This is a genomic window from Thermoactinomyces sp. CICC 10523 (genome assembly GCF_016055105.1).
Classification (GTDB): Bacteria; Bacillota; Bacilli; order Thermoactinomycetales; family Thermoactinomycetaceae; genus Thermoactinomyces_A; species Thermoactinomyces_A daqus.
Window position 1 is genome coordinate 1 of the sequence record NZ_JAECVX010000020.1, and the last position, 23,225, is coordinate 23,225.

General features: G+C 55.7%; 3 protein-coding genes and 2 pseudogenes. All 5 read right to left on the bottom strand.

Annotated elements, in window-relative coordinates:
• Positions 1 to 3,300 (bottom strand): beta-ketoacyl synthase N-terminal-like domain-containing protein (locus tag I8U19_RS16480; RefSeq protein WP_198056550.1); only part of this gene is annotated, 3,300 nt, incomplete at its 3' end.
• Positions 3,297 to 4,199 carry a polyketide synthase dehydratase domain-containing protein gene (locus tag I8U19_RS17890; RefSeq protein WP_483316414.1) on the bottom strand — a complete coding sequence of 301 codons (903 nt, stop codon included), beginning with the start codon at positions 4,197 to 4,199 and terminating at the stop codon, positions 3,297 to 3,299. The genes I8U19_RS16480 and I8U19_RS17890, both read right to left, overlap by 4 nt.
• Before the next feature lie 105 nt (positions 4,200 to 4,304).
• Positions 4,305 to 6,851, bottom strand: a pseudogene (locus tag I8U19_RS17895) (beta-ketoacyl synthase N-terminal-like domain-containing protein); the annotation flags it as partial.
• Positions 6,852 to 6,980: 129 nt separating this feature from the next.
• A pseudogene (locus I8U19_RS17900) lies at positions 6,981 to 7,802 on the bottom strand (polyketide synthase dehydratase domain-containing protein); the annotation flags it as partial.
• Positions 7,784 to 23,224 carry an SDR family NAD(P)-dependent oxidoreductase gene (locus tag I8U19_RS16490; protein WP_198056552.1) on the bottom strand — a complete coding sequence of 5,147 codons (15,441 nt, stop codon included), beginning with the start codon at positions 23,222 to 23,224 and terminating at the stop codon, positions 7,784 to 7,786. The gene I8U19_RS16490 and the pseudogene I8U19_RS17900, both read right to left, overlap by 19 nt.
• Position 23,225 lies beyond the last annotated feature (1 nt).

A 23,225-nucleotide genomic window follows, 5' to 3' on the forward strand; every position in this document is an offset into this window, starting at 1 on the left:
ACGGCTGTATTGCCCGTCCGCAAACAGCCCTTCATAATCCAGTTCATATCCCTGAACGTAAAGCTCGGCCACAGTGGCCAAATTCTCCAGATAGTCAGCGGCTTCAGCAGAATGGCGGCATTTTTCAATGCATTGATTTCCGAATTGTTTAAAAGATAATTGCGAACGCTGGTCCTTTACTTCGCCGACATAAACATGGGCCGCCTGTCCCTGCTTCAACCAGGAGAGGAGCGATTCCCGGGCATCATCCAAATCCCGGGCCACACAGGCCAGACGGTGTTTAAAGTGCTGCCGGCCGAACAGCAGCGTATAACTTGCGTTTCCGCACCCGGCGCGCTCTTCATCCTCACAATAGGCGATGAACTGCTCGACTTGCTTCCGTAAACGTTCCTGGGTGCGGGCCGACAACACGATCAAATATCCCGGCTTGTCCGGATGCCTTCTTTCCACTTGCGGAGCTTCTTCCACCACCAAATGGGCATTGGTTCCCGTCGCCCCAAAGGAACTGATGGCGGCCCGCCGTTTGACCCCGGGCTCAACTTCCCAGTCCCTCAGCTTGGTATTGACAAAAAACGGACTGTCCTTGAATTGAATATTGGCATTGCCTTTCCTGAAATGGAGAGAAGGCGGGATTTTTTTGTGTTTCAAGGAAAGCAGGATTTTAATGAAACCGGAAATTCCTGCAGCCAGCTGTGTATGGCCGATATTGGTCTTGATGGAACCGATCGCGCAATATTCCTTTTTGTCCGTGTAAGAGCGAAATGCCCGGCTGATCGCCTGGAACTCGATCGGGTCGCCCAGTTTGGTTCCGGTTCCGTGCGCCTCCACCATCTGAATCTCCGCCGGGTTGATGGCAAACTCATCATATACCGCTTGTTCCAGACGTTGCTGGGAGCGCAGGCTGGGTGCGGTGATCCCGTTGGTCGTGCCGTCCTGATTGATCCCCGAACCGCGAATCACTCCATAAATATGGTCCCCGTCCCTGATGGCATCGCCCAGGCGTTTGAGCACCACGGCTCCCACGGCTTCTCCCGGAACCATGCCGTCCGCCCGGTCGTCAAACGTAAAGCAGCGCCCTGACGGGGACAGCATTCCCGCCCGGTCGGCCAATAAATGGTACTGAGGTGTATTATTGATGTAGACTCCACCGGCCAGCGCCATTTCCGTTTCCCCGGTCCATAAACCCTGACAGGCCATATGGATGGCCACCAGCGAACTGGAACAGGCCGTATCCACCGCCAGCGCAGGGCCGTGCAGATCCAGCAAATAGGCGATTCGCGCCGGAATGGCCGAGTTCAACGCTCCCCACAATGCCTGGGGAGGAGGCGCATCGGCAAACAGCGACGTATAGTCCCCGCCGCCACACCCGACATAGACTCCGCATTTGCGTCCTTTGACACTGGCCCCGGCATAGCCGGCATTCTCCAACGCCTTCCACGCTTCTTCGAGAAAGAGGCGCTGCTGCGGATCCATATAGGTGGCTTCCAGCCCGGAAATATTGAAAAAAAGCGGATCAAACAGATCAATATCCTCCAGATATGCACCGCTGTCACAAAAGGAAGCACCTTCTGGGTGATATTTTGACAAATCCCAGCGAGTCACTTTGCCAACCAGATCTTCCCCTTTTGCCAGGTGCTCCCACAATTCGTCCACGGTTTCCGATTTGGGAAAACGGCCGCTCATCCCGATCACGGCGATCGGCTCTTTGTTGATCGTTCGGCCGGCCCGGGCAACCGTCGGCAGCATTGTCGGCTCACGCAGACTTCCCTTTCCGGACGGGCGACTGCCATAAGCGGGCGGAACTGCTTTTCGTTCCGTCCTGAACCGGGAAGAGGAAGCAGACGGCTGTTTCCGCTCAGTTTCATCCGGCTGGCGGTTGGCGCCCATCGTCGCCGCAATCTCCTGTTTGTAGTTTTCAATAATATAGTCAGTCAGCAGTTTTACCGAGCTGTAATCAAACAAATCCGTCGTCTGCAAGTCAATCCCCAGAGCTTCATTGAGGATTTGGATCAAACGCACACCGATGATCGAATCGACTCCGTAATCGGCAAAAGAGCGGTTTTTGTCAATCCTGTTCCTCTCCATCTTGAGCGCTTCGGAAACTTTCTCCATGATCACGTCGGCGATTTGTTCCTCGGGCAAACCGGCGGGGGCTGCCTGAAGGGGTTGCTTGGCAACGGCCGGTTCGGCCTGCTTCGCCGGGGAACGAACCTCCCGTCGCGCTTCCTGCTTGAGTCGGATAACGCCGTCGCTTTCAGCTACGATAATCTGCTGCCCGAGATCATGGGCTTCCTGTGCCGGGAAGAAGACAGAGCGGAATCCTTCTTCCTCCAGTACCTTCTTCCAGGTTTCCGGCTCCAGACCGGGACACCCCGGGATCCGCAACTCCTCATCATCGTAAAGCCACCAGCCGTCCGTCAGCCCAAAAGTCAAATGAGTAAACAGCGATAACCGGCTGATTTCGTTTACCAGAAGCAGACCGTTTTTTCTCAACAGCGATTTGGCGTTGCGCAAGGTTTGCCTGATATCGCGGGTCGCGTGCAAAACATTGGCCGCAACGACGACATCAAAGCTTCCCGGGGCAAAGCCTTGTCCGGTGACGGGCATTTCGATGTTCAAAACCTTATAAGTCAAATAGGGATAAGCGCTGAATTCTTTTTCGGCAAACAGCAAAAAAGCCTTGGATATGTCCGTATAGCAATACTCCTGAATCGAGTTTTGAAAGGGAGTCAGCTTGCGAAAGATGCCGGCACTGGTTCCCCCGGTTCCGGCCCCTATTTCCAAAATCCTGATTTTCGCTCCCGCGTCCTGTTTCAGCAGCAGTTGACAATAACCGGCCAGCGCATTGGCCACAACCTCATTGAAGTAATCCACAACGACGTTATCCTTGTAGATCCCTTCCACCAGTGCAAAGGAGGATTGGGGGAACATGACATCGGTGGCCGGCACTTTTCCGGTCAATATTTCCGGCAACGAGCGCATCATCGTTTCCACCAGAACCACCTGGGCCCGGGTATTCGGTTCTGCCAGCCACGGTTTCTTTTTTTCCTCCCACTCCTTCCATGCCTCATCCATCGGCTTCGGGTTAATCTCATCAACATAGCAGGTTTTCCCGTCAAATCGGAGATACTGCATTTCCGCCAAAAACTTGATGCTTCCTTCCAGCCAGCGCCGGTAGCTGTCGCGCAGTCCGTATCGGGCCGGGAGGTCGGCGGGATCGGAACGAGGGGCGGTAAACAATCCCATCGACTGTAATTGCCTCCAGAGCAGCTCGCAGAATAACCGATCCAGCTCCTTCATGGACGAACCTCCTTCGCTGTTTGGTCTGCGGAGAGGCTGCTTATGCCCGGCGGGCGCTTTTGTTCTTCCATCACCTTCACCAGATGCGCCGCAATGCCCTGAATCGTTTGCAGTTCAACAACCGTTTCCACATCCAGCTCCACACGCATGTTCTGATTGAAGGTATCGACCATTTCCTGGAGGGAAACCGGATCAAAACCGTATTCGTGCAGCGGCAAATGCACATCGACCTCCCCGGCACTGACTCCGAGCGTCCGGGAAACAGACTGAATCAAAGCGTCCTGCACACTGCCCGCCGGTTTTCCTGTGATTTCCTCTCCCCCGTCTTGCCCCCTCACGAACCCTGCCTGCGGTTTGGCAATCGCCGGAATGAAATCTTTTAACCGGTCAATTTCCGACTCGTATGCAGAAGTCAGCATCACGATCTCCTCTCCCGTTGGTGTCGCAAGCTCGTCTGTCCCGGCAAGAAGCTCCTCTTCCGAAGCATTCCATGAAATCCCTTGCATCCGCACACACAGGCGGCCATCATCGTCGCACAGGGCAATGTTCAGTTTCCCTTCCGCCCCGCCGCTTTGGTTGATCAGCGCCCACATTGAAGGAACGCAGCGGCCGAAATATTCCACCGTCTCACAATGGAAAGCGGCCGAAGCAGCCGATGCATCCGCCATGAAAACGGCAGCTGCCTGCAATGCCGGCTCAAGCAGGGCGGGATGAAGACCAAGCTGCTCCTGCGTTGATACGAGCGTTGAAGGCAAAGTGAGCTTCACCAGCAGCTGCCCCTCATCCTCGTACACCTTTTCCATTCCCCGGTAACCCGGACCGCACTCAATCCCGGCCATTCGCATCGATTGATAAACGGAAGCGGGATCGATGCTGCGCTGAGTATCGCCGGAGAGCATGTCCGGCCTCTCCAGCACAGGTGCTTCCAACGCGGAGCGGAACACAGCCTTACCATGTGCGTACAATACAGGCCGATCCCCTTCCGTTTCCCGGCAGATCTCGTACCCGATCTCATCTTGCTCATCGACAAACAGGCGGATGCTCACCTGCAGCGGATTTTGATCAACCACGAGCGGGTGAAGACAGGTGACATCTTTCAGCACGATCTGCGTTGAACCGTCTTCGGGACCATCCGACGCCCGGACGATCGCGGCCTGCGCCATTTCCAGACAAGCTGTTGCGGGCAGGGCCGGACAACCGTTGACTTCATAATCGCCGAACAGAACCTCCTGTCCGGTAAAACGGGAAGTAAAGCGCAGCCCGCTGAAACCGGAAGTGTTATGGTGCAGCAGCGGGTGAAGCTGCTCCTTCCCCGTTTGTACCGCCGCCTCCTTTTCTCCTTGTGCCGTCATGGCGGACGGAATCCAGAACCGTTCTTTGACGAACGGATAGGTCGGCAGGCTGATGCGGTTGGGCCGGCGCTGAACATAGAACAAGTTCCAGTCCACATCGATTCCGTTCACCCAAAGCTGCGCGATTTGATCCAGTTTTCCCTTGACGGCCCATTTTCGGATCAATTCCCGGGTATCTTCATCTGCGGCCAGAAAAGGGAGCAGAGTGCCCTTTTGCTGAATATGCCCCCGATAACACTGCTCTGCTCCGGCTTCATTTTGCAAAAAACTTTCCAGCTTGCGCTTTAAGTCGCTCACGCCCTTTGCGATGAAGACAACCCTTTCCTCCATCGCCTCGCGCCCGGTCTGAAGGGTGTAGGCCAAATCCTCCATGTTCGGGGATGCATCATTGTCCAGCCCGTTTAAATAGTCGAGCAATTTCCGAGCATATGCCTGCAACCGCTCCGCACTTTTGGCGGACAACGGGACCAGAACCCGCTTCGCGTCAGATCGCTGTCCGGAAGCAGATGGCCGGGCAAATTCGGGACATTCCTCCATGATGATATGCACATTGGTGCCGGTCGCTCCAAACGAACTGAGGCCGGCCCGGCGCGGACAGGTCACCCTTTCCCCGCCTTGCAGAATCGTGGGCCGCTCCCATCTCTCCGTTTTTTGCTGCACATAGAAGGGCGACCGTTCAAAATCGATGTACGGATTTAATTCCTCCGCATGCAAAGAAGGAACCAGCGTCTGATGATACAGCTGCAGCGCATTCTTGATCAATCCGCTGATGCCGGCAGCCGATTCGGCGTGGCCGATATTGGATTTCACCGAACCGATGGCACAATACTGCGTGTCCGAAGTGTATTGACGATAAGCCCGGATCAGCCCCTGAATCTCAATCGGATCACCCAACGAGGTTCCCGTCCCGTGGGCTTCCACGTAACTGATCGTGCGGGGATCAATGCCGGTCTCGGCAAGGCAGGAGGCAATCAGGTCAGCCTGTGCTGTCGGATTCGGCACGGTAATTCCGCTGGCTGTCCCTCCATGGTTAATCGCGCTGCCTTTAATCACGGCATAGATATGATCCTTGTCTTCAATGGCCCGGGACAGGGGCTTCAACAACACCGCCCCCACCCCGTCGCTGGAAACATACCCGTCTCCGCCCTTGCCGAAGGAACGGCAGTAACCGTCTGAGGAGTGCATGTTGGCCATGCCGTAAGTGAGGTATTTATTCGGATGCAGGGATAAATTCACCCCTCCCGCCAATGCCACTTCACTTTCTCCTTTGCGGATGCTGTCGATGGCCAGATGGACGGCAACGAGGGACGAAGAACAGACGGTATCCACCGCCAGACTCGGTCCGTGAAAATTACAAAAATAAGAAACGCGGTTGGCGATCGGCGCATAGTTCAGAGACAAGGGAATGACCAGCCCGCGGGAGATCGCTTCAGCGGCGACCAGTGCATAATCCTTATGCATCACCCCGACGAAAACGCCGACATTGCGCGTTTTGTTCGGACCCCGAGGCGATGCCAGCGTTCCGGGGACATAACCCGCATCTTCCATGCATTCCCAGCAAACTTCCAAAAACAGCCGTTCCTGAGGGTCGATAATTTCCGCTTCCCGCGGGGCGATTCGGAAAAAATACGGATCGAAGCAATCCGCATCTTCAATGAAGCCGCCCCAGCGGGAAATCTGTTTTCCGGAAGGCGATCGCAAATCGCTAAATTGCTTCCAGTCCCAACGGGATGAAGGAACTTCCGTGATGCAATCTTTTCCGGCAAGCAGATTCGCCCAGAATTCACGCAGGTTGGAAGCACCCGGGAACCGGCCGGCCATGCCGATGATGGCAATGTCCCCATCCTGTTGAATCGTGGCTGCCGCCGGAGAAACCTCTCTCTCTCTCACGAACGCCCGCTCCTGAACGCGATCATCCGCATCTTTCTCCCGGGACACATCCTTCTCCGAAGACATTTCATCCGAAGCGGCAAACGGAACCTCTGAACTCTCTGCCAAATGGAGCGCCAATTCACCGATTGTCGAATACTCGAACAGAAGAGTCGGGCTGAGTTGCACACCCAGCTCTTTTTCGATATCCTGCATGACGCCCAGCAATTGCGAAGATTGCAGCCCAAGTTCGAAGAATCCCAAATCAGGCCTGACCTGTGACGGTTCCCTGTCCAAATGGCGGGCAAAAATTTTGCGCAGCATCAGTTCGAGAGCACCTGTTTCCCCTGTGCTCCCGTCCGGTTCCCGCCGTTGTCCGGTCACCATTTCCGCTGCCGGCTTCACCGGAGGCGAAAAACTTTCCCGCGCCAGAGCGGGATTGATCTGCCCTTTCGCACGGATCTTTTTACTGGTGATTCCCCGAAGGTGCCCGATTTGCCGGCCTTCGCCATTATAAATGGCAAGATCCAACGTGCGAATCTCATTCACCATTTTCACCGAAGAAGCGAGGGCCCGGACATAACATTGGGTGTGCAAAGGCTCCGTACAGAAAAATTCGTCATAATAGAGCGGCAAATACAGGTCTTCCTGATTTCCCCGCTGTTCCCAGAGCACTCCCGCAGCCATCGCCGCCCCGTCGATCAGCGCCGGGTGAAACAAATAGGCATCGGCCCCGTCCTGGCAGGATTCATCCACCTCAATCCCGATCAGAACGCCGGAATCGTGCTGATAGATCTCCCCCTGCGCCTTGATCATTCCGGTGTGGACAAGCCCCTGCTGCCTGGCCTTCTCGTAGACCTTGTCCAAATCGAAATGGCGGACCGCTTCCCACTTGAGTCCGCCAATGTCGATTTTTTCCGAAAAAGCAACCGTTTCCTGATGAAGTTCGGCCGTAATGTACCGATGAGCGGGCAGCCGGTTACCCCGCTCATCAGTCTCCTCCCCTTCCACTTTGATTTTCCAGTGATCTGAAACATTTTCAAAGGTGACGGCCAGGTTCACCGGTCGATCCTTGCTGACAATCAAAGGATTGGAGATGGATAATCGCTTTAAGGCATAATCACGGAAATCCAACTCCAGTATTTGCCCCAATTGATACAGGAGATCAATATAGGCGAGTCCGGGAAGCAAAGGTTGGCTGTAAACGGAATGATTCGAGATTACCGGATGTTCCGTCGTCAGCGTCAGGCGAAATACTTCTTTCATCGGATCTCCCCCCATACGTTCCGTACAGGACGCCGGTGGCGGCTGACCGTCTCCGCTTCCGCCGGTTTCTCCCTGCCGGATGAAACGCCGACGCACACTTTTTGCAGAGCCGGTGCTGCCTTCGGAAAACGCTTTTGCCGGAAATCCCTCTCAGGAACGAACTCCTCCACAATTACATGATAGTTGGTTCCACCGTCGGGGAAGGAGTTGAGAGCCGCTGTCCGCTTCTGTCCGGAAGGCGGTCTCCAGTCTTCCGTCTCCCGGTTAAAGCGTATGCGCGACCGTGAAAAATCGTAGTACTCAAAGGGGTCGTTGGCTGACAAGAACGGGGGGATTTTCCCGTAACGGACACTCAACAAGCAGCGGATCAGCCCGGCCATGCCCGAGGCCAGCAGCAAGTGCCCGATATTGGGCTTCACCGCTCCCAAACAGCATGGACCCCATTCCCGGTTTCCGAGAGCATAGACATCGGACAAGGCTTTTATTTCGATCGTATCCATGATTGGCGTTCCGCCTCCGTTCACTTCAATGTAGCCGATCTCGTCCGGACGCTTTCCGCTCATGGCCAAAGCCGCCTCCATCACCTGCTTTTGGGCTTGCAGACTGGGCGATCCCGGGCCGAGAGTCCGGCCGTCATTATTCACGGCAATGCCTTTGATAATGCCATAGATGTAATTCCCGTCTCTGACCGCATCGCTGAGCCGTTTTACGACAACGACCCCGATCCCTTCTCCCAGCACTTCCCCGTCCGACTGTTTGTCAAAAATCTCAAAACGCCCGTTCCCGCTTAAAATATTCCGCGCCGCAAACACATCGTGGGCAAGGGGGCCCGTCAACAGGCTGACAGCTCCGACCAGAGCCATGTCAATCCGTTTTCCGCGCAGGGCATCGGCCGCGAGCAGCAAGCCCGTAATTCCCGAGGAACAAGCCGTATCCACGACCAGACTGGGCCCTCTGAAATCGAAAAACTTGGACAGATTGGCCGCCAGGTAGTTCTGGCCGATCCCCAAAATCGGATTGGCCGATGCCAAAACTGCATCAGCCGGCGCCAGAGGCTGTGATCGTCCCCCGATATAGACCCCGACTGACTGCCCCCGCAATTCGTTCGGCTCATAACCGGCATCGAAGATCGCGTTCAGGCTTTCCTCCAACAAGAGGCGCGCCTGCGGATCCATCACTGCCGCATCCGACTCACTGATATGGAAAAAGGCGGGATCAAACCGATCGATTCCCTCTATCCATCCGCCGTAATCAACCTGTCCGTTCTTGGGAATCCAGCGTTCTTCCGGAACGGGCCGAATCGCACATTTCCCCTGCGTCAGCAATTCCCAATAAGCTTCTTTGGAAGGTGCGTCCGGAAACCGGCAGGCGATTCCCACGATGGCGATCTCCTCTTCCGGCTCGGGCGCGGACCCGCTTGCCGGAGGCTGAACCGACTCCGGTTGGAGCGAAACAGAAGGTATTTCTTCTCCCGACTCCACCGATTCATCCCGGATTGCTTGCGCTGCCGGCTGCCAGGCGTCTCCATGATGTTCGGCGAAATAGTCCGCCAAGTCCGCGATGGTACCGTACTCCAGCAACAAGGACGGCGGGAGCGGTTTTCCCGTCTTTTCCTGCATGGTCTGGACGATCTGGGCGATCAGGATGGAATCGACCCCGTAATCGGCAAAAGGCTTGTGTTCGTCCAACCGGGTGTGGGCCAGTTTTAATTCCGACCGGAACACGTGTTGCAACCACCGGACAATCTCTGCGCGCAGCTGTGACGGTGACGCCGGCGCTTTTTCCCCTGCATCCACACGGCCCTGCGCCGCTTGCACTGATCGCGGAACCGCAGGCAAACGCTCTTGCCGGAGCAGCTTGTCCCCGGAAAAACGCTGCGGATCGACGACGCAAGGGAGGCATACCGTCTCCGGCAGAGATTGGACATCATCCAGCAACTGCAAACCATCCGCGGTGCTGTGCGACAGCAACCCGGTCTCGCGGTAAACCGGTGTGTCCATTCCTCCGGCTGCCATGCCTGTCTCCTTCCACGCCGGCCATTGAACCGACTTGAACCAGGACTGTCCTGCCCCCGCCTGATAAGCCGCATAATAATCCATATAGGCATTGGCCATGGCATAATCGCCCTGCCCCGCCGCCAGTATGGGCGAGGCTGCGGCAACCGACGAGAACAGGAGGAAAAAGGACAACGGTTCGGATTCCAGCGCTTTGTGCAGGTTGACCAGCCCCTGGATCTTGGGCTCACAGACCGCTTCGATTTCCGCGATCGTTTTTTTGAAGAAGGCCGGATTGCGTCCCCTGATCCCGGCACAGTGAAACACACCGGTGATCGGCCCCAGCTTACGGCGAACCTCCGCGACCATCGCCTGCAAGCCCGGCAAATCCGTCAGGGACGTATTGGCATAATGAAGCTTGACCCCCTGGTCGGCCAGCGCTTTCAGCCGGCGAATCTTCTCCGCTTGTTCACTGTTATCGCCCGTCTCGGGCAGATGCTCCCATTCTCCCTGCTCCGGCAAGGCCTCCCGGCCCATAATGACCAGATGCTTCACTCCGCGGCGGACAACCTGCTCGGCGACGGCGGCGCCAATCCCCCGGGAGCCCCCGGTGATCAATATCACATCCCGCTCATGAAAGGACGGGGCAAACGGCTGCGGCTCCACTTCTTTGAAAGCCGGGGTGAATCTGCGGCCGCCGCGGTAACAGCATTCGATCAGGTTTCCTTCCTGACTGCGGAAAAACTCGTTCCTGATCTGCTCCGCCAACTCTTCGTATTCATGCGCCGCGCAATCGCTGTCCAGGGCGATCACCTGAATCTGCGGGTATTCCGCGCCCAACATCCGATACAATCCGGACAGACGCGCTCCCTGAAGGGTGGGTTTCTCCACCTGCCACGATTGCAGTCGGCAGGTTACCTGCATCAGTTTCCAGCCTGCGTGACGATGGTGTTCGATCAATTTTTGCAAAAAGGTGATTTTCCCGGCTTCTATCGCCTCGGATTGTTCGTATTGTTCATCGTAAGCTGTCACGTCAATCACGCCAAGGAATTGGGGCTGATCGACTTTTTTCTTTATTTGATGATAAAGTTGTTCACCGGCATGACTGTCGTAATAATCCGTCACCACCGCAGCGGAAGAAGCGACGGAATCATGAACGACGGGCACGACTTGCAAAGCTGCTTCCCGCAACCACGGCTCAGCGATCTTCATGGTCGCGGGCGTGGCCAGCATAATCACTGTCCCGGCATCAGTCTCCTCCTTTTGATCCGGGGAGTTCTCCCGCCAGTCCTTGACCAGAATCTTTTTGACTTTCTCCTTCTCCCGGGCGGGCGGACGAAGACTTTCAACCGTGGAAGGATTGTTCGCTCCGGTAACCCAATACCGCTCCCGGGCAAACGGATAAGTGGGCAGGCTGATGCGTTTCGGCTTTTGCCCTTTGTACAGCCTGTTCCAATCAACGTTCAGTCCCTGCACCCACATGCTCAGCAATTTTCCGTATTTCCCCTTTTCCAGCCAACGATCCACGGTTGCCTCAAAATCCTCATCCGCCTGCAAAGCCGCCAACTGCCCTTTCTTGATGACCCGCCCCGCATACAGGCCGTCGATCTCCCGTGTTCCCTCCAGCCAGGCTTTCAGCTTCTCTTCAAGTTCTCGGAGGGAAGATGCCAAAAGGGCCAGGCGTTCTTCCATGGCATCACGCCCCACCTGCAAGGTGTAAGCCATGTCGCGCAAAGAAGCATCGTTATATTTTCCTTGGCGGATCGCTGTCCATAAATTTTGCACCTGTTCTTTTAACCGCGTTTGATCTTTCGCCGACAAAAGGATCATCACCGGGACTTGGGATTCCTCTCCGGACGTTGGTTCATCGGCATGCGGGATATATTCCTCGATCACAACGTGGGCATTGGAACCGCCAAAACCGAAAGAGCTGACACCCGCACGGCGGGGAATGTCATTGCCGCTGGCGTCTTTGAGTGCGGTCCACTCCCTGTTTTCCCGCACGATGTAAAACGGGCTGTTTTGCAACCGGATATAGGGATTTATCACATCGGTGTGAAGGCTCTTGACCAGCATTTTGTGTTTCAGCTGCAACAGCAGTTTGATCACTCCGGCGATCCCCGCTGCCAGTTCCAGATGTCCGATATTTGACTTGACCGAACCGAGGCCGCAATGGGGCCGGTTTGGCTGTTCCGCGCCCCAGTCGGCATACAATTCGGCAAAGGCAGCCTTCAAACCGTTGATCTCGATGGGGTCGCCAAGTTCCGTTCCCGTTCCGTGCGCTTCAATGTATGTCACCGTTCGGGGATCGATCCCGGCCTTCCGGTAGGCGGTGACCAGCAGTTCCGCCTGTGCCTTGGGATTGGGGGCGGTCAATGAGTTGGCCCGTCCCCCGTGGTTCACAGCCGTAGCGCGAATGACGCCGTAGATGTGATCTCCCGCTTTCTCGGCATCCTTCAGCCTTTTGAGAAAAATCATGCCGACGCCCTCTCCGCGCACATATCCGTCGGCCTTGTCGGAGAACGTTTTGCAGCGTCCGTCGGCAGACAGCATGTTCGCCTTGCTGAAGCTGATATAAAGATCCGGAGTCAGAATGGTGTTTACGCCGCCGGCAATCGCCGCATCACAGTCACCGTTTTTAATGGCGTTAACGGCACGGTCAATCGCCACCAGAGAGCTGGAACAGGCAGTATCGACGGGTTCACTCGGGCCGTGAACGTTGAGGAAATAACTCATCCGGTTCGGTCCCATCGCCGTGGCCATTCCCGTTGCCGAATAGCCTTCCAACGCAGCACCGGCCTGTTTGATCACCCCGGCGTAACCGCTGTGCCCCATTCCGACGAAGATGCCGGTCTTCGTTCCGGAAAGGCTCTGTGCCGAATAACCAGCATCTTCAATCGCCTTCCAGCAGCAGGTCATGAGCAGGCGTTGCTGAGGGTCCATCAACTCGGCCTGGCGCGGGGAGATCCCGAAGAAAAGCGGGTCAAATTCATCGACCCCCTCTATAAAACCGCCCCATTTGATATTGGTTTTATCGGCTTCCTTGGCCGGGTCTCCGTAATATTCACGCCAATCCCAGCGTTCTTTGGGAATTTCCGTGATGCAGTCCCTGCCGTTCACCAGGTTGTTCCAGAACTCATCCAAATCCCGCGCTCCCGGAAAGACTCCGCTCATTCCGACGATGGCGATTCCCTCGTCATACAGTTCCCACCGGGATGCATCCTTCGATTCGCTCTTTTGCTGCCTCCGGACTTTCTCCTTTTGCAGGGGCAAGCTCGGTTTCTTCTCCGTGATTTCTTCCGAACCGACCGGTTTGCCCGTTTCCGTTGCTTCATTCTTGCCGGCCGAAGCAAACCGGGGCGCGAGAATATCACCATATTCCTCGCATAAATACCCGGCCAACTCATTCAACGTTGTATGTTCAAAAAACAGGGTGGGCATCAATTCCAGTTTATAGCGCCGGTTCAGCTCATTTGCCAGCTCGGAGAACGTGATGGAGTCAAATCCGTACTCATCCAGCCCGGTATCCGCGTCAAGCTCCTCCATCCTGACATGTATCAATCGGGAGACAACCTGAAGCAGGGCGAATTGGACGCGTTCCCGCAGATCGCCCGGCCGCTCTTCCCCGGGCCGTTCAGCGGACTTGGGAAGCTCCTTCTGTCTGGCTGCATCCGGCCCTGCTTCCGGCGATAACATCCTTTGTCTGATCCGCATTGTATCACCTGCCATCACCATCACCCGCCCGCTGCCGGAAGACCAACACTGATAAAATGCCCGGATTCCGCTTTCATTCGTCATCGGCATCATTCCCGCCTGCTGCATCATCAGCTTCGTTGCCGCTCCGATTCTCATTCCCCCGCCCTGCCAATAAGGCCAGTTGATGGACAGCGTCCGGCCGTGGCGTTCCTTCCGGGTAACGAGGCTGGCCCGCCACTTTGCATAGCTGTCCATAAAGCCATTGGCGGCGGCGTAATCGGCCTGCCCGGCACTTCCCCACACCGCCGAGCCGGACGAGAAGCAGATGAAGAAATCAAGGGGGATGTCTTTCGTCGCCAGATCCAGGTTCACCAGCCCCAGCGTTTTCGGAGCCATTACCTCATTCAGCTCTTCCTCCGTTTTGTGGCGAATCCGGCTGTCCCGAAGCACACCGGCGCTGTGAATAATCCCGTGGAGCGTTCCATGCTCGTTCCGGATCGCGTTGACCAAGCGGTTAACGGCTTCCCGATCCGTCACATCCGCACGCTGATAGGCGACGCGAATGCCCGGCGATCTGATCTCATCAAGCTTTGCCTCCATCTCTCCGGTCAACGGGGAACGGCCGGCGAGGATGATAACGGCATTATTCAGCTGGCGCGCGATTTCCCCGGCAAAAAGGAGTCCCAGGCCGCCTCCCCCTCCGGTGATGAGATAGACGCCTCCCTCTCTCCACGGCATCTGCGCGTTCTCCCCGTCCGCTTCAATCGGGCTCCATCCGGCAACCAGGCGTTTGCCCGCTTCGTGGCGGAGATGAAGATCATCAGGCCGGCGGCTATTCTCTTCCAAAATTCCGGCGATGCCTTGCAGTGAATCGACTTCGATCAACTGCCCGCAGAAATGCGGATTCTCCAACCGGGCGCTTTTCAGCATGCCGGCCAATCCCGAGAGCGTCTGCGCGGACTCTTCCGCCGGAACAACCAGTTGCAACATGACTTTCTGCCTTGCCCGTTCATGAAAGAGAGATTGCAAGATTTGCAAAAGCTGCCCGGCATAATCGCGGAATTGATGTTCGATCCGCGTTTCTCCTGACTGCAGAATCCTGAAGTCCGCCCCTTTCATTTGTTCCGAAATCATCTCCGTATCCGCGAAGCCGCAAAACAGTACCAGGCGATTCGCCGAAACAGACGCTCCCGCCTCTCCCTCAACCGGCTGTTCCTGCCACACAGGCCGCAAAAGAAGCGACTCCGCAGAAGCGGACTCTTTCGTTCCCCACGGTTCTCCTTCCAATACCCTCAGGGATAACCCCCTCATCCGGGCGCAGACCGTCCCCTGCTCATCACAGAGGTCGATATCCAGCTTCAGAAGCCGATCTTCCGCTTTGCTTCCCTCGCTATGTCGGATATATGACCACATCTCGCTTGTGCATTTCCGATAAACCACGAGTTCCTCAAGGGCAAAGGGGATGACCGGCTGAATCTCCCCTTTCTTCGCCATCAATCCCAGGGCTGCCTGAACGGCCGAATCCATCAGGCCGGGATGCAAGACGAAGGACTCCAGCGTCTCACGTGCTTCGTCCGGCAGCGCCAGCTTCGCCAACACCCGATCCTGTCCGCGGTATATTTCGCTGATTCCCTGGTGGCCGGGGCCGTACTCCAGACCGATCGCCCGAAACGCTTCATAGCAATCCCCGCCGCTCAAAACGCTTTCCTCACATTCGCGTTTAAGCGCCGGCAAATCCAGGGTCGGCACCACCTCAATCATCTTCAGAACGGCACTTCCCCGGTGATATGCTTCTTTCCCGGAGTCTCCGTGAATCTCGTACGTGATGGTTTCGTCTTCTTCCGGGAAAAGCGTGATTTGCACTTTTTCCGGCTCTTCCTCAACCACGACCGGCCGCGACCACACGATATTTTTCAGGTGAATGCCCATCTCGTCGCCGCATTCTCCCCGGGCTGCCCACTTCACCGCTTCCCGTGCCATCTCCAGATAAGCCACACCCGGCAACATCCGCTTCCCTTTCACCTGATGATCCTCAAGGAAAAACTCCCGCCCCGTAAAGGTGGAAGTAAATTGAATCCCCTGGAGTCCGGATGTATTCTCATGCAGGAGCGGGTGAAGGGAAACAGAGTGCTCCGTTGCCGATGTTGTCCGTTTTGCCTCGCCCCTCTTTTCCGCGATCCCGTAATATTCTCTGGCAAACGGGTAAGAAGGCGCATGGATGCGCAAAGGTTTATTCTCCCCGTAAAGCCACTCCCAGTTCACATCGACTCCCTGTGCCCATAATTCAGCGATTTTCGCCAGTTTTCCTTTTGCTGCCCATTTGCGGATCGTCTCCTGAAGATCTTCATCGTCCCCGTCGAACAAGCCGGCTGCGTCTGCTCCTTTCCTGTATTGTCCGCGCCAGACGCCGTTCCGGGATTTTCCGGCCAAGAAATCCGCCAATGCCGCGCGCAAATCGGCGGGATCATCAACCAGGAACACCACTCGTTCCTTCATCGCTTCCCGCCCGGTTTGCAGCGTACAGGCCAGCGATGCCAGGGAAAAAGGCTGTGCAGCGCCGCCGGTATCCTGCCGGTTTAAAAAGTCAAGCAGCTTTTCGGCATACGCATGCAAACGGTCCTCTTTCCGTGCCGATAACGGAATCAGTACCGGACTGGCTGCGTCATCTGCCGGCGTCCGCTCAGGCCGGTATTCCTGCACGACCAAATGCACATTTGTCCCGCTGTGCCCGAAGGAATTGACTGCCGCCATCAAGGGACGGCCCGCGGGCGACATCCATTTCACCGTTTCGGTATTCACATAAAAGGGCGACTCTTTCAAGGCAATCAGCGGGTTTAATTTTTGGAAATTGATCAGGGCCGGAATTTGCCGATGCTTCATCGACAGCAAAACCCGGATCAGGCCGATCACCCCGGCAGCAGCACCCGTATGCCCGATATTCGACTTGGTACTGCCGATCGCGCAAAATTCCCCCTTGGACGTAAATCGCCGGAAAGCGCGAATCAGCGCATTCACCTCAACCGGATCCCCCAGTTTGGTTCCCGTCCCATGCGCTTCGACATAAGAAATATCCTCCGGATCAATGGCGTACTTTTGATATACTTCCGTCACCAATTGCTCCTGAGCCAGCCCATTGGGAGCGGTAATTCCGTTGCTGGCACCGTCCTGGTTCATCCCCGATCCGACGATCACGCCATAAATCGGATCACCGTCCGCTTCGGCCTGATGGAGCGGTTTCAAAACCACGATTCCGACACCTTCGGACAAGACGGTTCCGTCTGCACGTTCGTCAAAGGTGAAGCACTTGCCGGTGGGAGAAATCATTTCGATTCCCGACAAGGCGATGAGGGAGGTTTCGTCCAGCTTCGCGTAAACGCCGCCAACCACCGCCATCGATGATTCTCCCCTGCGCAAGCTTTCGCAAGCCAGATGGATCGCTGCCGCCGATGAAGAGCATCCGGTATTGACCACAAGAGCCGGCCCGGTCAGATTTAAATAATAGGACAGGCGGGAAGCGACGATCGCATCCGATGAACCCGTAAAGGACTCATGATAATAGTTGGCCGGTTCCGCTCCGATAAACACGCCGACCGGCATTCCTGCCAGTTTTTTCGGATTGTAGCCGGCATCCTCCAACGCTTTCCAGCTCTCCTGTAAGATCAGCCGCTGATGCGGGCTCATCGAAGCAGCTTCACGCGGGGAAATATTGAAAAAGAGCGGATCAAAGGCATTTTTCTCCGCCAAAACGCCGCCCCACTTGCAATAAGTCTTGCCCGGCTGTTTGTCCCGGTCATAGTAGCGGCGTTGATCCAGATAGGCGGCGGGAAGTTCACGAACGGCGTCATGACCGTTGGCGAGATTATTCCAGAATGCATCCAAATCCGGCGCATCCGGGAATTGCCCCGCCATGCCAATCACCGCAATTGCCCCGGAACCGATGCTGCTTCCGTCTGCATACTCCGAAACTTTCGCTGCTTTCAGCTGTTGCCCCCGTTTCTCCCGGTTCACTGCCAAAGAGGCGGCCGTCTTTTCCCGCCTCCGTTCTGCACCCGATTCGGCCCTGATCTGCTGTTCGAGATGATTTCTGTACATCTGCGTGATATGCTCGCTCAACCGGTCGACGGTAGTATAGTCAAACAGGATGGCGCTGTTCAGGTTGATCCCGAGTGCGGCATTTAACTGATTCACGAATGAAACGCCGAGAATGGAATCCACCCCGTATTCGGAAAAGGGCCTGCTTGCCGAAATCTGCTCCTGCGGAACTTTTAAAACACCGGACAATTGCCGGATAATCAACTTCCTGACATAAACATCCAGCCGCTCCCCGGGCCGTTTCTCCTCCACCACCTGCCCGGCTTCCGGCAATGCCGCTGACGCTGTTTCTTCGGTCAAAACTTCCTCCGCTTCCGGTTCTGCGTCGTCCATCGGGAGCCTGACCCATCCGTCGCTCTCGGCCACGATAATCTGCTGTCCGTTTTGTGCCCCTTGCCGCGCCGGAAACCCGATTTGCCTGAATCCTTCTTCCTCCAGTACGGTTTGCCACTCTTCCCGGCCGATCAATGGTGAGCCCGGAATGCGCAAATGCTCATCTTCAAACAGCCACCATCCGTCCAAAAGACCAAAGGTGACAGTGGCAAAAAGATGCTTGCGGGTCATTTCGTTGAGAAGGAGCAGACCATTTGATTTAAGAGCTGCCTTGATCCTGCGGATTGTCTGCCTGATATCCCGGGTTGCATGAAGGACGTTGCTGGCGATGAGGATGTCATAAGCTCCCGATTCAATCCCCGCTGCAGAGACCGGTTGCTCGATGTTCCAGGTTTTAAAGGTTAAACAAGGGTAATCCGGTCCGTATTTTTCCTGGGCAAACAGCAAAAACGATTTGGAAATATCGGTATAGCAATACTCGAGTCGGTCAGCCCACTCCTTGATCCGGTCCAATACGACGGCACTGGTTCCCCCCGTTCCCGCTCCGGCTTCGAGAATCCGAATCCGGTCCAGCGGATTTTGCGAAAGTCTCTGCCGGATATAGTCCGCGACGACATCGGCCAGTACGTGGTTGAAATAATCGGCAACCGTATTGTTTTTGTAAATGCCCTCCACGCTTTCCATCGAGGCATTGGCAAAGAGCACTTCCGTGGCCGGAGTCCGCCCGGTCAAAATGTCCGGAAGCTTCCTCAGACAAGCGTCAAGGAGCAGCGTCTGCGCCCGCCAGTCCAGATTGCCGGAACAGGACGCCATGAACGGTTCCCATTCTTTCCAGACCTGTTCCCGCTTCCCGGCATCATGATCGGCAAGAACGATCATCTGCCCCGCTTCGCTGCAAAGATATCCGTATGTTTCCAAAATCCGCAGGCACTCCGCCAGCCACCGCTCATACTTGCCGGCAATTTTCCCCTTTTGCAGCAAATCGGCGGCTGTCACCGGCATTCCTTTCGGCGGCAGACCCAACGTTGACAACTGAACGAAGAGCAGCTTGGCCACCCATTCTTCCATCTGTTTGGCGAGAGCGCCGTCAATCAAAGGATCTTCTGCATGCTTCCCGCTCTCCAGCCTGCCGTAAAGAGATCCGGGCAACGGCCTGGTGACAGGAGCATTCACAACAGCCTTCTCCTTCTTCAGATTCATCAATCCCTTCAGGGAGGGCGACGGTTTGAGGCAGAGACTCTGGTTTAACAATCCCTCCCGCAACAGACCGGCGACACGGGCAAAACAGGCAAATCCTTCATCGTCTTGCAAAGCTCTTGTTTTGCCGTCCAAAAATGTCCCCTGCACCGAGTCTTGCCAGAATCCCCAGTTGATGGTCCCGACAGGAAACGGTGCCTTATTCCTCAGGCTGCGCACAAAGGCATCGGAAAACGCGATCCCTGTGGCGTATGCTGAAAACCGGGCGGCTCCGGAGAACGAGTAAGCCTGACCGGAAGAAAAATAGAGCATAAAGTCCAGCGGTTCATCCTGAAAAGCGGTATAAAAAAGGATGCCGCCAATCGTTTTGACATTGAGGATCTCCAGAAATTCGTTTTCCGTCGTCTGACGAAGCGAATTTTCAAAGGAAAAGACCACCCCTGAGAAGATGGCCCCGTTAATAACGGAATGCTGTTCCTTGATCCGTTTGACCGCCTGCCTCATCTGCCGTGGGTCAGTGACATCCGCCCGGATATAGGCAGGCACAGATCCCAATCCCGCGAATTCGGCCAGTTTTTCTTTGATCGCATCGGAATCTTCCGGTGTGCGTCCGATCCAGATGACCCTGGCGCGATATTCCACAATGAGATAGCGGGTAATGGCTCTGCCGACGGTGCCGCTTCCTCCGGCAATGACGTAAACACCCCCGTTTCTCAATCCCTCCGTTTTCATCCGGCTGGCGCTGTCCATTTCAAGAAACGCCTGCCGGTAACGTCGCCCGCGCTGCATTTTGATCACTTCGCCGCGGTGGGAAGGCGGTTCCTCCAGGATCATGCGCAAAACCTGGTTTTGCTTTTCTGCATCTCCCATGTCTTCTGCGGACAGGTCGATATTTCGCACCCGCATGCGGTGGTCGCCCTGGGCTACGGCATAAGCGAGTCCGGTCACTCCTCCGCCGTACGGATGCGCCGGTTTCCCTCCGATGGTGTAATTATCCTGGGTCAGGAAATAACAATCGACCGGAGTGTCGTCCTGCCTTGCCTGCAACAGCTTGACGATCCGCAGCAATGGCAGCTCATTGCGCTGCTGGCTTTGCGCTAGATCATGAAAATCGATCTGTTCATCAGCATTGCGAAATTCGGCAATGAAATAGAGACAATCGATCGCTCCGGCTTCGTTCAGGCAGGCCTCCAGCGCTTGCGGGTCGTCGAAGGCGCATTGCCAATGATCGTCGGATCTCTTTTTGCTTTCGCGGTCGAGAAGGATTTGTACGATCCGGCCAGCGGAGGCGTTCCGCCGATAATGATCGACGATCGTTTGTTTAAATGCCGCCGAAGATTCCTGATAGACAATCACGACCGTGTCATGCCGGTGAGCTTCAGCCCTTTCCGGAGCGGCCTGTTCTTCCCAGACCGGCAAGTAAAGGCATTGTATCCCGGGCTCTTCCCTTTCCGGTGTTGCGTTTAAACGGGTTTTAACTTCGTCTCCCCTGATCGTTTCGGGCAACCAGCATATTTGTCCGGCAAACGGATAAGCGGGCAAGCTGATCCGGTACGGCCTGTCTCCCGGGTAGAGAAGGTTCCAGTCCAGATTGAGCCCTTTTACCCACCATTGCAGGAGCTGATCATATTTCCCCTTTTGCAACCACATTTCGATGATGGTTTCCAACTCTTCATCTGCGGCCAAAGCAGACAAAAGCTCTTTTCCGGAATTGGCCCCGCCCCGGAACACTCCGCCTGATTCCACCCGGCCATCCAGAAAACGCTTCAGTTTCTCCTTCATTTCTCTGACTGTTGCAGCTGTGAACGCCAGCCGCTCTTCCATCGCTTCCCGCCCCACTTGCAGGGTATAGGCCAGGTCGGCCAGATCGCTGTCTGCGAACGGCTGCTCTTCCATCGCATCCAATAACTGCCGCACACGCCGGCGCAACGCTTCATCATCTTTGGCCGACAGCACGATGAGCGCCGGATGAACGGGCCCAGTTGCATGGTTGTGCTCCGTCCGTTCCTCCCGGATGTATTCCTCAACCACGATATGGGCGTTGGAACCGCCGGCGCCAAAAGCGGAAATGCCGGCCCTTCTCGGGTATTCCTTTTCCTCGCCGTCCAGATTGAGCACCGGCCTTTTCCACTCCTGCAGGCTTCTTTGGACAACAAAAGGCGTCCGGCTGAAATCGATATGCGGATTTAACACGTCCGAATGCAAGGAAGGCACGAGCTGACCATATTTCATCTGCAGGAGCACTTTGGTCAACCCGGCAATCCCTGCGGCGCTTTCACAATGACCGATGTTAGACTTCACAGAGCCAATCGAGCAAAATTGCTGATCTTCCGTCAACGCTCCGAATGCTTTCGTCAACCCGGTAATTTCAATCGGGTCTCCCAGTGCGGTTCCCGTTCCGTGCGCTTCCAGGCAGCTGACCGTCCGCGGGTGAATGCCCGCTTCCTGCAAGGCCCGGCTGATCACTTCCGCCTGTGCATTCGGATTGGGAACCGTATAACCGTTGGTCTTGCCGCCATGATTGATGGCTGTCCCTTTGATCACGCCATAAATGTTGTCCCGGTCGGCAATGGCTCGGGACAACGGCTTTAACAGGACGGCTCCCACTCCTTCACCGGGAACATAACCGTCGCCCCCTGCACCAAAGCTTTCACACCGTCCCTTGCTCGATGCGAATTTCCCCTGCCCGAGCAGCAAATATTTGTTGGGATGGATCGACAAATTGACCCCGCCTGCAACCGCAAGTTCGCACTCTCCCCGCATGAGGCTCTGACAGGCGAGATGCAGGGCCGTCAACGAAGACGAACACATGGTATTGATCGCCATGCTCGGCCCGGTAAAATTAAAAAAATACGAAACGCGGTTGGCGATCGACGAGATATTACTGCCGAGAGCAACCGGGTTGCCCTTTAATTGTTCCTGCGCGCCGTACAGGGAGTACTCTTCATACATCACCCCGACAAAAACGCCCACCTTGCCCCCATAGCTGCCCTCCTGATCCGAGCGGAGCGATTCCCGGGTGTATCCGGCATCCTCGATCGTTTCATAGACGCACTCCAAAAACAAACGTTCCTGCGGGTCCAAGACTTCCGCTTCCCGTGGGGAAATATTGAAAAAGAGAGGATCAAACCGGTCGACGCCGTCGATAAATCCTCCCCATTTGCTGTAGGTTTTCCCCGGTTTATGCTTGTCCGGATCAAAATATAAGCGGTGATCCCAGCGATCCGGGCTGATTTCGGTGATACAGTCTTTTCCTTCCTGAAGATTTTTCCAAAATTCCCGGATATTTTTCGCTCCGGGGTAACGCCCGGCAAGGCCAATGATGGCAATTCCGTCCCGCTGTGCCGTCTTCGCTTCATTCTTCTTTTGCCTGCCGCGCTTTTCCGCTTTTTTAAAAGGCAGAGGCGGCTGCGCATGATCCGCCTTTGCAGCCGCTTCCTCTTTAACCGCTTCCTCTTTCAATCCGAGCAGGTTAACCAACGCCTCCCGGTGGCACTTGATAAAGTAGCCGGTCAGCTCCCCGATCGTTTGGTACTCATAAAACAGCGTTTTGGACAAGGGCCCGAAGTTTTTTTCCAATTGTGCCGTCAGCTTCATCACCATGACCGAATCCATTCCGTAATCCTCCAACGGTGCATCAAGATCCAACCGGTCGGCGGGAGCCTGAAGAACGGAGGACAATTGATGTTTTAGATAATTGGCCGCCATGATGCGAAGTTTGCTCTCTTCGACGGGCACGACTGAACGTTTTTCCACGGGAGACGTCGCATCACGGTGCTCTGCAAGGATGTATACCGCCAAGCCGTGCAGATTTCGTTGCTCCAGAATCAGCCCCGGGGTGAGTTCCAGTTGATAACGTTGATTGAGCCAATCGGCCAAATCAGCCAGCAAAACCGGGTCCAGCCCGAACTCCGCCAACTCCGTGCCGGTACTGACATGTTCCGCCGGAACGTTTAAGAGATCGGCAACCTTCTCCCGTAAATCCCCTTTAAGCTGATCGACCAAGGATGTGTTGGTCATCGCCGGAATTTGCATCAAAAACTGCCGGATCTGTTTGGCTGCCTCTTCCTGACTGATCTCCCCATTTTTGATCTGCCGGTACAGCGATTTCACCGGGTGATCCATT

Bases quoted from the DNA above. Each gene is read 5' to 3' on its own strand.
- I8U19_RS17890 (WP_483316414.1), bottom strand. From the start codon at position 4,199: ATGCTCTCCGGCGATACTCAGCGCAGCATCGATCCCGCTTCCGTTTAT.
- I8U19_RS16490 (WP_198056552.1), bottom strand. From the start codon at position 23,224: ATGGATCACCCGGTGAAATCGCTGTACCGGCAGATCAAAAATGGGGAG.